Annotated in this window: 5 protein-coding genes; all 5 read right to left on the reverse strand. The window is 75.6% G+C overall.

Annotated elements, in window-relative coordinates:
- Window positions 1–11: 11 nt before the first annotated feature.
- The 5 genes from ABT154_RS12490 to ABT154_RS12510 are packed head-to-tail and all read right to left on the reverse strand — an operon-like array spanning window position 12 to window position 13,296.
- Complete coding sequence (locus ABT154_RS12490; RefSeq protein WP_351856291.1) at window positions 12–2,486, reverse strand: hypothetical protein; 2,475 nt, start codon at window positions 2,484–2,486, stop codon at window positions 12–14.
- Window positions 2,483–4,915: a hypothetical protein gene (locus ABT154_RS12495; protein WP_351856293.1), complete on the reverse strand. Its 2,433-nt coding sequence runs from the start codon at window positions 4,913–4,915 to the stop codon at window positions 2,483–2,485. The genes ABT154_RS12490 and ABT154_RS12495 overlap by 4 nt, the downstream gene beginning before the upstream one ends.
- Window positions 4,912–7,464 (reverse strand): amino acid adenylation domain-containing protein, encoded by a 2,553-nt coding sequence (locus tag ABT154_RS12500; RefSeq protein ID WP_351856295.1) that lies wholly within the window; start codon window positions 7,462–7,464, stop codon window positions 4,912–4,914. The genes ABT154_RS12495 and ABT154_RS12500 overlap by 4 nt, the downstream gene beginning before the upstream one ends.
- On the reverse strand, window positions 7,461–10,817 hold the full coding sequence (locus ABT154_RS12505) for a tubulin-like doman-containing protein (RefSeq protein WP_351856297.1): 3,357 nt from the start codon (window positions 10,815–10,817) through the stop codon (window positions 7,461–7,463). The genes ABT154_RS12500 and ABT154_RS12505 overlap by 4 nt, the downstream gene beginning before the upstream one ends.
- Before the next feature lie 22 nt (window positions 10,818–10,839).
- Window positions 10,840–13,296, reverse strand: coding sequence for a VWA domain-containing protein (locus ABT154_RS12510; RefSeq protein ID WP_351856299.1), 2,457 nt, complete (start codon window positions 13,294–13,296; stop codon window positions 10,840–10,842).

Genomic DNA, 13,296 nt, shown 5'->3' on the forward strand with positions numbered 1-13,296 from the left:
TCGGTAGGGGGTCAGGTCAGTACGGCCACCAGGAGGATCGCGATCACCAGGCCGCCGAGGAGAAGCCCTACGCGGTTCAGGAACCGCCGGGTATAGGCGTTGTCGGGGTCGTCCCGGCCGAACGAACCGTCCGAGCCGGCCCGGTTCGACGCCCCGGACCCGGACCTCGGGTCCGGGGCTCCCGTACGGGGCACCCCGTACGCCTCCTTGAGGAGCGCGAGCCAGACCGCGTCCGGGAGGCCCGGCCGCTCACGGTCCACGATCAGCCAGAAGGTCTCGCGGGCGGACGGCGCCGGGCTCGTACGGAGCCGGGAGAGCAGCGCGGCGACCGTGCCCACCGGTGCGTCGCCGGCGCCCAGGAGGGGGCGGACGGCCCAGCGGTGCAGCTCGGCGGCGTTGGCCGCGCGGAGCGACGGCGCCGGGTCCGACGGATCGGCGTCCGCACCCGGCGGCCTGACCGCCCAGAGGTCCCGCCCGAGGACCACCTCGCACAGCTCCCGGCGCAACGGGTGGCCCCAGGACGGCAGACGGCGTGCGACCTCTCCGAGGAGGACGGTGAGGATCTCGTACGCCTGCGCGCGGCGCAGCGCGTCCAGCAGCTCGCGGCTGCCGGCCCGCTCGACGAGAACACGGGCCTCCAGCGCACCTCGGGCGGTCGGCAGCTTGTGCACGAGCCCGCTCTCGACCTCCCGCTCACGACCCCGCACCCGGCTTCGCACCGCGCGCCGGCCCGGTGCACCGGGCCCGGTCCACTGGGGAACGTTCGGGGGGAGGAAGGGGCGGGCGTAGGGGCCGCCGTCGGGGGCGGGGGGCTCGGAGGGGGTGCGGTGGGAGCCCTCGGGCTCGGGGGCCACTGGCTCGGGGGCCACTGGCTCGGGGGCAACGGGCAGCTCCGGCCTGGCCGGTGCCTCCGGCCGCTGAGCACTGCCCGGTCGGTCCTGTCCCTCCGGAAGGTGCTGCCCGTGGGGCCGCGACGGCGGCGGGCCGTCGGGCCCCACCCCGCCGCCCGACCGGCCGAGGCCGTCCGTACGGCCGGGGCCGTCCTGCCACCCCGCCCCGTCCTGCCACCCCGGGCCTTCGTCCCGATCCGAGCCGACCCCCCGATCCGAGCCGACCGGCGCGGTCCCGTCTGCCCCGCCGGGCTCCCCGTACGGGTCGGGGGTCGGGTCCGGATCGGCCACCCCGCCCCGGCCCGCTGTCCCGTCCGGGTCCGCCGTCTCCAGGTTCTCCGGGCGGTACCACAGGTCCGGGCGCTCCCACGGGCCCGGTCCGGTGACGGCTCCGGGGACCCTCTCCTCGACGCCCCCGTCCCGGTCCCAGCCCCGGTCACGGTCCCGGTCCCGGTCCCGGTCGTCGCCGCCCCGCCGTCCCCCGGGCGCCCCCGCCTCCCCCGCACGGGACCCCGGGGTCAGCCACCCCCGTACCGTGCCCTTCCTGCCCCGTGCGGGCGGCGGATCCTGCCTGGGGAACTCCTCCTCCCAGGTCCCTGAGCCGGGTGCGCGCGGGGCTCCGGCCGCCGGTGCGGGCCGCGCCCCGGGGCCCTCGCCACCTCGGAGGTCCGGCGCGGGCCGCGTCCCCGGCCCGCCGTCGACACCCCGGACGTCCAGCGCGTCGAGTGCCCGCGCGGCCGTGTCCAGGAGGGGGCCGCGGCGGGTGGACGCGGCGGTGTGGAGCGCGCTGCCGACCGCGTACTCGTCGCCCTCCCCCGCCACGGCCCCCCGCACATGGTGGGCGACCAGGCGCGCCGCGATCTCCTCCGCCCGGTCGCCGAAACGCTCGCGCGGGTCGACGCGGCGGCGTCCGGTGTTGCGGCTCGCGGCGCCCGACCAGCGGCCCACGAACACGAAGCGGAGGGCGGGGAGTTCGGCGGTGTCGTGGGTGGCGAAGGTCCACCGGCGGTCGGCGACCTCGCCGAACATGCCGTGCAGTCCCCAGAGGACGAGGCCCGCGCTGTCGCCCCGTTCGTCGAGGACGGTGAAGCGCTCCTCGGGGTGGCGGAGCAACTCGGCTACCGTACCCGTGAGTTCGTCGGTGACGTGCGCCAGGGCCCGGTCGAGTGCCCCCTGTCCCCCGCTGGACGCCCGGACGAGGGCGGTCTCGGGGACGACCGGGAGCGGGCCGCGCACCTCGGCGGCGTTGAGGTCCGAGCCCTCCCAGTCCCAGGCGTGCAGCCCGAGGCAGGTGGCGGGCGGGAGCAGCGCGGGCGCGCCGACGAGGGCGTGGCAGAGCACGGAGGTCCCGCCGTCGGCCTCGGTGAACGGGGTGCGCCGGATGAGCATGACGTCGGCGCGCCGCTGGAGCCGTATGAGGGCGGGCCGGGTCTCCTCTCCGCTCGCGCGCAGGACGGGGGCGGAGAGCCTGAAGAGGGTCTCCGCCTCGTCGCGGGGCCCGGACCAGGCGACCGGCCCGAAGCCGGTGCTGCCGGTGAGGTTCTCGCTGTCCCAGCGGAAGACGATCTGGTCGACCTCGTTCTCCGACCGTGTCATCGGTCGATCCCCTCTCTCGTTCCCGCGGGTTCCGCCCCGGGCAGCAGCCCGCACGCGGCGAAGAGCGACAGCAGCGGCGCGAGGACCCGGCGCGGCCGGGCCCCGTGCGGAAATCGGTCGCCGCGCGCCTGCCCGCCGGTCGCGGCGACGAAGTGCAGGGTGCAGTCGGCGCAGTCGTCGAAGGGTTTGAGCCAGGCGGCGCTGGCGTGCTGGGACAGGAAGGCGTACGCGTCCCGGCTCTCGGCGTGGAGCGCGGCGGGGTCGTGGCGGCCGGGCAGGGCCCGGCCGAGCCAGCGGTCGACGACGGGCTCGAAGCGGACGAGGTCGCTCTTGTTGAGGGCGAGCGCGGCCGGTGCGGCGACGAGGCCGCCCCGCTGCCGGGGGATGCGGTTGAGCACGGTCGCGAAGGCCTCGTCGCCGAGCTCGCGCCGCCGCAGCCCGCTCTGCTCCCGTACCGGGTCGAGGGAGCGCATCCGCAGCGCGCGCAGGGGGTCGAGGACGAAGACGAAGGCGTCGACGCCCATGAGGAAGCGGCCGACCTCGCTGTCCTGCGCGAGGTCCTCGCCCGCGAGGTCGAAGAAGACGACGGGCCGGGGCGTGGCGCCGCCCGCCGAGACGAGCAGTCCGTCCGCGAACCGGGCGAAGGTCTGCTGTCCGGTACGGCCGAGCTGCCGCCCCTGCTGGAGGCTCTGCACCCGTTCGCGCAGGTAGGTGCGGTGGGCCTCGGGGTTGAGCGGCCGGCACTTCAGTCCGTACGGTTCGAGGCCGCCCAGTTCGACCTCGCCCAGCATCGCGGCGAGGAGGTGCGTCTTGCCGACGGACGAACTGCCGACGAGGGCGACGGTGAGGGGCTCGCCGTTGGTGAGGTAGGGCACGGGGAGTTCGTGCTCCTCGTCGCCCTCCACCGTGTGGGGGCAGAGGTGGTACGCCTTGCGGAGGGCGTCGGTGCGGTGGCCCGGCCGGTGTTCGGCGCTGAGGTCCAGCGGGATGCGGGTGCCCTTGGCGTCGATGGTGACGAGGAGCCGTTCGTCGTAGGTGACGGGCAGCAGGCAGTGCGGGCACATCCGGCTCCGCGCGGGCGAATCCGGTACGGGGGCGGGCGGCGGAGCGGAAGCGGCGGGGCGGGAGGACCGGTCGGGTTCGCCACCGCCGGAACCACCGCCGGAACCACCGCCGGAGCCACCGCCGGAGCCACCGCCGGAGCCACCGCCGCCGAAGATCCGGCCGATGAAGGTGGTACGCGGCGGGCGCGGGTCCGGGACCGGCGCGGAGCCTTCAGAGGTTGTCCGCACACCATTCCGGTCCGCTCCGGAGAGCGCGCGTTTCCGGGCGATCTGGCGGTCGTACTCGATGCGCCAGCGGTCGAGCGGATCGGCGGGCCCGAGCCCGCCGGCGAGCGGATCGGGTACGTGGAGCAGCCTCAACAGCTCCTCCGGGTGCGGCCGTTGGCCCGCTTGCGGAGAGAAGAGGCCACTGTGTTCGAGGGCGGCGAGGCGCCGGTAGTCGGCGAGGTCGCGGGGCGGCCCCTCGCCCCGGTCGGGACGGCCCGCGAGCAGGTGGTACGCGATCTCGGCGACGGACCACAGGTCGTCGCGCGGGTCGGCGGCACCGCGCCCCTCACGCTGTTCCGGCGACGCCCAGGGGGCGGTGCCGAAGGGGTCGCGCGGCTCTCCGGCGCGCAGCGCCGCATACGGTTCGCGGAGGCGTACCCGGGCGCCGTCCCACCGGACGGTGTCGGGCGTGATCGCCCGGTGCACGATGTCGAGGTCACCCAGCAGCCTTACCGCCATGGCGAGTTGGCCGATGATCGCCTCCTGGTCCTCGGCGGAGAGGCGGCCCGCCCAGTCGGCGAGCGGACGTCCGCCCGGCGGCCGGTACAGCACGAAGGGCTCGGCGGCGGTCAGGTCGAAGCCGACGATCCGGGTGAGGACGGCGCCGAACCTGGCTCCGCCGTAACGGCGTTCGAGCGCGACGGAGGCCGACACCTCGCGCTCAAGGAGCCCGTACGTCCCGGGGTCGCCCTGCGCGGACGAGGCCAGCCGGTACTGGTGGACCGGCACCGCCCCCGTCCCCAGGAGCGCCCGGCGCGCCAGGAACCCGGTCCGTTCGGGGGGCCTGCGGTCCTCCCCGTACCGCACGACGAAGCGGACCGGGGCCTCCTGGGGGGTGAGGAACTCCAGTTCCTGGTAGTACGGGTGGGGCGGCGTGGTCGGCGCACTGAGATGGTCCGGGTGGTCGGGGCCGAGCGGACGGCCGGTGTGCGGGGGCGGCCCGGCGTCGACCGGCAGGCCTTCGTCGTCCGGGCGCCCCGGGCCGTCCCGTCGGCCCGCGTCGTTCGGCCGGCCCGCGTCGTCGTCGTGGTACGCGTCGTTCGGCGGGCCCGCGTCGTCCGGGTGGTACGCGTCGTTCGGGTGGTTCGGGTCTGTCACGCTTCTCCCGCCTCCTCGGCGCGGACGGTGTGCACGACGTCCGCGCGCAGGGGTACGAGACGGAGGATTCCGGCGTGGCGTCCCGCGCCGGTCCACACGACGTCCTCGGCGGTGCCCCGCCAGACGTCGTCCCCGGCGGCCCCGCGCCGCATCGCCTCCGGTACGAACCGGACCTGCCGCGCGGCGAGCGGGTCGTGGGAGAGCAGCCTGAGGTGCTCGGGGCCGCAGAGCGGGATCGTGTGGCCGGGGTCGTCCTCGGCCAGGAGCAGCCGGGCGACGGCGTCGGGGGCGACCCCGGTGAGCCGGGCGGCGTCGGGCCGGTCGGAGCGGTCGGCGAGGGGGGTGAGCGCGTCGGGGTCGCGCAGGCCCTCGTACCGGGGCGGCGGCGAGGCCGCCACATCGCGCTCCAGGCGGAGGCGGGTCTCGTCCAGGAGTTCCGCGATCCGCCGTTCGTGCGAGGCGGAGGCGCGGGCGCCGGGGTCGCGCTCGATGCCCGCCCAGCACCGGTCGAGGATCAGCAGGGTGCCGGCGACCAGGTCGCCCACGAGCGTGTCGACGAGAAGGGGGCCGCCGTCCCCGTACCGCCGCTCCAGCCACGCGGGCGCGGGGACGGACGACGGCCGGCCGCCGGGATCCATGGGCTCGGGCCCACGGGCCTCGTCGCACGCGTACGCGTACGGCGACGCGTCCGAGAACTTGGCCAGGGACGGACCGGAGGCCCGGCCCGGCGGCGACGGCGCCCGGGGTTCCTCGTCCATGTCGGACCAGACGTCGTCGTCCTCGTCGCCGCCGCCCCAGTCCTCCCAACTCCAGGCGGCGGTACGGGTCTCCTCGCCCGGCGGGGCGGAGTCGGAAGCCCTCGGGACCTCACCCGGGGACCGGTCCCGCTCGTACGCCCTTCCGTGTGTGTCCGCCGTCGCCGCGAGGTCGCGGAGCAGCCGGGCCACCGCCCCCGCGCCCGCAGAGCAGTGGTGCCGCACCTCCGCGAAGAGCCAGTCGTGCACGGCGGTCGTGACGACCAGGGTCTGGATCTCCCGCAGGACGCGCCACGCCTCCTCGGGGTCCGCCCGCGCCCACCAGTCGTCGACGGCCCGGCTCCAGTCGCGCAGCGCGAGGAGGACGACGGCCGTGAGGGACACGGCGACCGCGAGCGCCCCCGCCCACGCCGGCAGGTCGAGGAACAGACCGACGCCCGCCCCGGCGAGGCCGCCGAGCAGCCCCCCGAGGAGGCGGGGTGCCGCTCCCGTCGAGCCGCCGCCGTCGATCCGCCCGTCCGGCGAGCGGTTCGGCCTGCGCCGCAGCATCAGCCGGGCGAGCCCGGCGGCGACCACGCCCGCCGCCGGGCCGAGGACCCAGCCGAGGACCGGCCACACTCCGGCGAGCAGGGCGAGGAGACCGGTCACAGCGAAGGCCACCGGGCGCGATCCACCGGCCGTGAAGAGGTGCCGTTCGTCGAGCCGCCGCAGCCGTTCGGGACCGCAGATCGCGTCGAGCCGGGCCAGCCGGGCGGCGCTGCCGACGGGTGCGGTGCGCGCCGCGAGCGCGGACAGCCGGGCCGCCACCGACCGCAGCGAAAGGCCCTTGCCGATCAGTTCGTGGGTATGGTCGCGCAGGGCCGGGACGATCCCGGCCCGGGTGATCTCCCTTGGCATCTCGGGCAGTTCGATGCCCCGGTCGCGGAGCAGACCCCGGTGCTCGGCGGTGAGCCGGCTACCGCCCGCCGCGCCGAAGGCGTCCGCGACGACGGCGCGGAACCGGCCCAGCTCCCGTGTCACCCGCTCGATGTCCCCCGGCAGGTCGACCGACCCGCCCGCCCGGGTGAAGAGCCCGGCGGCGCCTCGTACCCGCTGGTAGTCGTCGACGGCGTCCCCGACGGCCTCCTCGCAGGCGCCGATCGCGGCCCCCGCCCTGCCCTGGGGCGGCAGCCACCGGTGACCGGCCAGCGAACGCGGCACCCCGTCGTCGAGCAGCAGGGCCAGCGTGCCCGGCACCTGTTCGGCGGAGGGAGTGCCCGCCGGTACGTCCTGGCCGGCCAGCCCCTCCACCGCCTGCCGCCAGGCGCGCGCCCGCGCCTCGTCGGTCAGGTCGTGCTCCAGGACGCGCGCGGCGGGCACGGCCACGCCGTGCCCGACCTCGCCGAGCGCGCGGAGGACGGCGTCGAAGACCTCCGGCGTCGAGAGGACGGCGACGAGCGGACGCAGTACGGCCTCGCCGGGGACGCCGTCCTCGATCGTGTCGAACAGCCACAGGACGCCGGCGGCGGGCGGGCGCAGGGTGAGGGAGCGGCTCACGGTACGCGCCCCTCGCGCGCCGACGGCCAGACAGACGATGTGGGCGGGCCCGTACGAGGAGAGGCGCTCGAAGAGCCGCTGGTGGGCGACGAGCCGCTCGGCCTCGTCGACGACGAGGAAGCGACGTTGGCCGCCGTGCTGCGGGGCGTCCAGGGCCGCGCGGACCATGGTGTCGGGGTCGTAGGTCCCCGCCGTACGCAGGTCCAGGCAGACGGCGTGCCCGGGCAGTGGTCGCTCCGGCAGGACGCGCGGGCTCATTCCGCCTCCCCTTCGTAGCCCGGCCCGAACTCCGGCCCGAAGTCCGGTTCGGGCTCAAGCTCCCAGTCGCCCTCGTAGACGGAGGGCGGCCGGGGCGCGGGTACGGGTGTGGGCCCGTGAGCGGGTCCGGGACCGTCGCCGTTCCCGTAGGCCGTACGCGGATCGGGCACCGTACCGCCACCGCCGCCTGCCCCGCCCCCGGCCTCACTCCCCTTCCCGCGCGGCCCGTGCCGTTCGTACAGGGCCCGCAGTGTGGACCTGGTCGCGCGCGCGGCCCTCGGGAACCGCATGTCGAGGGCGCCCGGGTAGGTGACCTCCCAGAAGTGGCGCAGCGGGGCGAGCCATTCGCTGTCGGTGTCCCCGTACTCGCCGTATTCGGCGACGAGTTCGTCGATCAGGGCGAGCTGGCGCGGGGCGACCCGCTCCACGAAGTGGGTGAAGAGCGCCGACGGGGGTGCCGGGATCTGGGCGAGTCCCTTCGGCAGGGCCTGCATGAGGCGTTCGCAGAACTGCTCGATGATCTGCCCCTCGTCGAGCAGCGCCCAGCGCTCGTACGCGCGGAGCAGCCCGGCCCAGCTGGAGAGCGAGCCGTCGAAGCCCTCCAGGCGCAGCGACATGGTCGCGGACTCGCCGTCCTGGAGCCTGATGCGGACGACATGGGGCGATTCGGCGGGGCCCTCGGCGTCGATGTGGCCGTTCCAGAGGGCGCAGAGCAGCCGGTGCAGGATGCGCTGGCGGTCGTGTTCGGTGGAGACCAGCCAGTCGTCCTGGTAGCCGAGGCGCTGGCGCCAGTGCAGGAAGTCGTCCTCGCCGCCCGCGTCGCGGGCCTCGGACCAGAGGCTGAGGACGCTGCGGACCTCGGAGATGTCGGTGAGGTTCATACCGCTGCGGAAGAAGACGACGGTGATGGAGTCGGTGTCGCCGGCCCGGCTCTCCGGGGTGACGCGGGCGGGCAGGTTGAGTTCCTGTTCGAGGAAGTCGCGGGCCCTGCCGTCGGATTCGCTCGCCGGGTGCACGATGAGGATCTTGAGCGGGCCGCTGCCGTCGGGGACGAAGCCCACCGGGATCAGTCCGGCGAGCCGGGCCCGGAACTGGTCGAGCCAGCGCGGGTCGACCTTCGCCTCGGCGGTCTCGTCGCCCGAGGCGGCGCGCAGGAGCAGTTCCATGGAGGGCAGCAGCGGGCGGGCGAAGACATCGTCGTTGGCCTCGCCGAAGAGCCGTTTGACCCGTCGCTCGACGACCTGCTTGATCTCCTTCACGGCCGCCGACGACGAACGGCGGACCGCGTCGAGGGCCCGCCGCCAGTCCTCGGGCCCGACGAGCCGGCCGAGGAGGGCGGCGGCGTCGGCGGACTCGGGCAGGCCGAGGGACTGGGCGAGCCGGTCGACGACGTCGTCGTAGAAGGCGCGCAGGGTGTTCTGCGGGGGCAGCAGATAGGCGATGCCGGCGCGGTCGTCGCGGTAGAGGTCGCGGCGGCGTTCGGCGAAGGCCTTCGCCTCGTCGTGCTCGTGGACGCGGAGCGCCTTGGCGAGTTCGGAGACCTCGGCGGAGACCCGGTTGAGGGAGGGCCGCCACTGGGCCTCGCCGGCCTGCCAGCCGCGGTGCCAGAGGGTCCGGGCCCGCCACTGGTACCAGGCCTCCTGGGCGGCGAGCGCGTCCTGCACGTCGGGGTCGCTCCACCGGGCCGGTACGACTCCGCCGACGCTGCCCCGGACGGCGGGGATGGCGGGCGCGGAGGTCTGGACGTTCGGGGGCCGTTCGGGTTCGTTGCGCCGGTTGTCCAGCATGCCGCTGAAGCCCTCCCTGGCCACCCGGTCGGGGTGTCCCGCGAGTCCGGCGAGGACGATCTCGACCTGGAACGGGTCCATCTGGCCCAGGAGTTCGCGTACCCCGGCGCTCGGCCTGAAGTCCTCGGCGAGGCGCGGGACCTCGCGGGCGAGGGTGCCGTCGAGGCGGCGCAGGGCCTCCTCCATGTCCCCGAGCCGGTTGCGCAGCTCCTGGGTGATCTTCCCCTTGCCCCGGGGGAGTTGCTCGGGGGCGGGTACGTCCGGCGCCTCCCGGCTCCAGAGCCGTCCGACGCCGGAGCGGGTGAACAGGTCGCGTACGTGGTTCTGCCCCTCCCGGTCGGGCCGCCGGGCGCGCTCGGACATGCCGCGCACCGCCTGGGCGAGCAGCCGGGCCGCGACGATCTCGGCGAGGTCGTCGACGGGCACGGTGAGGGAGGCGGCGAGGCTGGTGGACATGCCCCGGTAGCCGATGCCCGTACGGGCCGGGGTCGAGCGTTCGACGCTCTTGTTGATGAAGCTCGCGGCGAAGGACTGGTAGTCCTCCTCGACGCGGGTCGCCGAACCGTTGTCGTCGCCGAGGTCGGTGCCGATCAGCGACATCACCATGGCGGCGATGGAGCGGCGCAGGTCGTCGCTGCCGATGACGGCCGGCTTGGAGAAGAGGAAGGCGGTCTGCATGGTGGCGGGGCGCAGCGCGACGACCCCGTCACCGGGGTACGTGACGCTGAGCCGGCCCCGGTCCTCGACGTCGCCGACCTGGTCGAGGGCGTCGGGCACGTTCTGGTCGTCGACGAGCCGGGAGAGGTCCACGAGGGCGCGGGCGGAGTTGAGTTCGGCCTCGCGTCCGCCGCCGGCCTCGGGCGGGAAGGCGGAGGGCATGACGACGAGCGGGTAGATCTTCACGCCGGGGACACGGGCGTTGCGGAACTCGTGGCCGATGAGGTGGATGAAGTCGTAGAAGATGCCGGCGCCGGTGCCGCCCGCGACGGAGAAGGCGACGAACACGTCGCAGCCCCTGATCCGGCCGCCGCCGACCCGCCGGAGGTCGCCCGCCGCCTGGCCGATGGCCCCGATCGCCTCGCGGAGCTGCCGCAGGACGGGTTCGAGCCCGGAGCGCACGGTCGCGAAGAGCGCGGCGCGCCCGACGGTCGGCAGCTGTCCGGCGCCGTTGTTGAGGGGGGCGACGCGTGGCTGGCGGGCCTGCGGCGGCAGCCAGAGCCGGGTCTCCTCGGGGACGGAGACCCGCAGCATGCGGGTCACCTCGGGCGAGGAGTCGAAGTCGGTGGGCAGCAGGTCGCGGACGATCCGGGAGGTCCTGGCGAAGGCGGCGGCCTCGGCTCCCTTCGCCTTGAACTGCGGCTGGCTGACGATCTCGCCCTCGCTGAAGTCGGCGTAGACGAACTGGAGGCAGTCGGGCAGCTGGAAGGGCAGCCGGCGACCGCCGTCGACCAGGTCGGTGCCGTCGGGTCCGCACAGCTCCCGGCGCAGGCTGCGCTCGAGTTCGCTGCCGATCCGCCCGCCGGTGCCGCCGAGTCCGACGAAGAGCATGGGCTGGTAGATCTTCATGTCGTTCTCCTCGCTGACCCGTTCAGAAGTTGCCGTCGTAGTCGCCGCCGGCGTCGGGGCCGGCGTCCGGGAAGGCGTCCGGAGCCGCGTCGCCCGCACCGCCGGTGCGCCCGCCGCTGTCCGTACGCCCGCCGGGGGCGGCGGACTTCCCGGACCACCGGCCGCCACGGCCGCCACGGGAGCCGCGCGAGCCGCGTCCGCCGGGTGGGGCCGGGCGACCGCCGCGTACGACCAGTTCGTGGTCGCCGAGCCCGGTCGGTTCACCGGGGCGCACCGGGACCTGTCCGCCGCCCCGGGGCCGCAGCAGCAGCTCGCCCGCGCCGGTGCGGCGCAGCACATGCGCGGTGGACGAGCCGCCGCCGGGGAGCCGGCGGAGGGTGGGCGGGGCGCCGTAGGGCTCATCGACGGCGAAGACGAAGGCGCCCCCTGGGCTCTGGCCCCGGCGGACGGTCAGCGAGTCCAACGGCCGTCCGTCCTGGCAGAGTTCGAGGGTGACGCCGGTCATGTCCCGGCGGTGATGGCGCGCCATCAGACGGATGCCGAGGACGGCTCCCGCGAGGAGGAGGACGGCGGCCCCGGCGAGCACGGCCTTCCACCACCGCTCCCACCAGGAGGGCGGTGCCACCACCCGTACGGCCAGGAAGGCGCCGCGCAGGACGCGGTCGCCGTCGCCGGTGTCCACGACGGAGACCTGGCCGCCGAGTTCGCCCAGCGGCGTGCCCTTTCCGACGGTGATGGTGAAGGGGACCCTCGTGGCCCGGTTCGGCTGGGCCGTGACGGTCGCCGGGGTGACGGTGAGCTCCGCACCGGGCGTCTGGTCCGCGAGGGCCAGCCGCAGGGTGTGGGGGGCCGTGTCGTTGTTGGTGACGTCGAGGGTGCCGCGGACGGTGCCGCCGGGGTGCACGGTCACCCCCTCGACGGTGAGCCCGGCGGCCACGAGCGGGACGCCCTCACCGACGCGGGCGTGCAGCGGGCGGTGGTCGGAGGTGATCCCGGGGGCCTCCATGCGGGTGACGAGTTCCAGGTCGCCCGTGGCGCCGGCGGGCACGGTGAGGGTGCCGGTGAAGCGTGCGTCGCCGGCCGTGGCGTCGGGGGCCTTCCCGTCGTCGGCGAGCCGGAGGGCGACGGGCCGGAAGCCCTCGCCCTTGAGGTCGGCGGCGACCGCGATGCCGGTGAGCTGGCGCGGGTCGGTGATGACGACTCCGCGCCGGGTCTGCATCCGTACCTCCACCTTCACCTGCTCCCCGGCGCGCGGGGACGCCGGGTCGAGGACCACGGTGGAGCGCAGCCGGCCCTGCCAGATGGCGCGGACGGCGACCTCACGGTCGCGGTGGCCCTCCGGTGCCTCGATGTGCACCCGCCAGCGGCCGGGCAGCGGGTTCTTCACACGGAGCGCCTCGACGGGGCCGTTCTGTCCGCTCACCTCGAAGGAGGAGCCGTCGAACTCGCCCCGTACGGGCACCTTGCGGCCTGCCGGGTCGTAGTAGGTGACCTGCACCTTCGGGTCGTGCTTGGCGACCGTGAGGGAACCGTCGGTGGCGATGGGCGGGATGCTCACGGTCAGGTCGGCGGGCGGCTTGCCGACGGTGCCGTGCGCGATCCGGGCGCAGCGGGCGGCGGCGAAGGTCTCCTGGAGGGCCTTGTCGATCTCGGCGGAGGTGCCGACGACCCGCATACGCGGGACGGAGCCGGGGATCTCCGAGCAGGCGCCCCGGTAGCCGCCCTCGGCCATGGCGGTGAGGGCGGCCCGGTCGATCTCGCCGCCGAAGCCGAGGGGCCAGATCTGTACGCCGGCGGCGCGGGCGCGGGCGAGTTCCTCGGTCAGCCTGCGCTCGCCGTTGGACTGGCGGCTGTCGCGGTCGGTGCCGTACTCCGGGCTGTCGGCGACGTCGAGCTTCCCGTCGGTGAGGAGGAAGACGACCTTGGGGACGACGGGCGCCCCGGCCCGCCGGCCGGCCGCCGGTCCGCCCTCGGTGAGACGGGTGACGGCCTGGCGGACGGCCGCCGGGAAGTCGGTGCCGGGGCCGGTCCGGTCCCGGTCGCGGTGGTTCAGCCGCTGGACGCAGTCGCTGAGCCGCTCCCGGCCGGCCGCGTCGGCGACGGTGAGCGTACAGACCTCGCGGACGGGCGACTGGCCGGGCTTCTCGGAGCTGCCGAAGCCGATGACGGCGGCCCGCGAGCGCTCCGATATCTCGCCCTGGCTGAGCAGTGCCGCCGCCTCGGTCTCGCGCGCGAGGTCCTTGTCGGAGAGGCTCGCCGACTGGTCGACGACGACGGCGAAGTCGATGGGGTCGGGGCCGTCGGCGGGGTCGGCGGGAGCGGTGGGCGCTTGCCGGAGGGTGTACGCGGGCTGGGCGTACGCGGCCTGGGGCGCGGCCGTACGGGGTGCGCCCGAGGCGGTGGTCGCCGCGAACGGGCCCGAGAGCGCGACGAGCGCCCCGGCGAGGAGCAGGAGGCCCCCCTTTTCGGTCCAGTGCAT

The organism is Streptomyces sp. NPDC001728 (assembly GCF_040297565.1).
GTDB lineage: Bacteria > Actinomycetota > Actinomycetes > Streptomycetales > Streptomycetaceae > Streptomyces.

Bases quoted from the DNA above. Each gene is read 5' to 3' on its own strand.
- ABT154_RS12510 (WP_351856299.1), bottom strand. From the start codon at position 13,296: ATGCACTGGACCGAAAAGGGGGGCCTCCTGCTCCTCGCCGGGGCGCTC.
- ABT154_RS12505 (WP_351856297.1), bottom strand. From the start codon at position 10,817: ATGAAGATCTACCAGCCCATGCTCTTCGTCGGACTCGGCGGCACCGGC.
- ABT154_RS12500 (WP_351856295.1), bottom strand. From the start codon at position 7,464: ATGAGCCCGCGCGTCCTGCCGGAGCGACCACTGCCCGGGCACGCCGTC.
- ABT154_RS12490 (WP_351856291.1), bottom strand. From the start codon at position 2,486: ATGACACGGTCGGAGAACGAGGTCGACCAGATCGTCTTCCGCTGGGAC.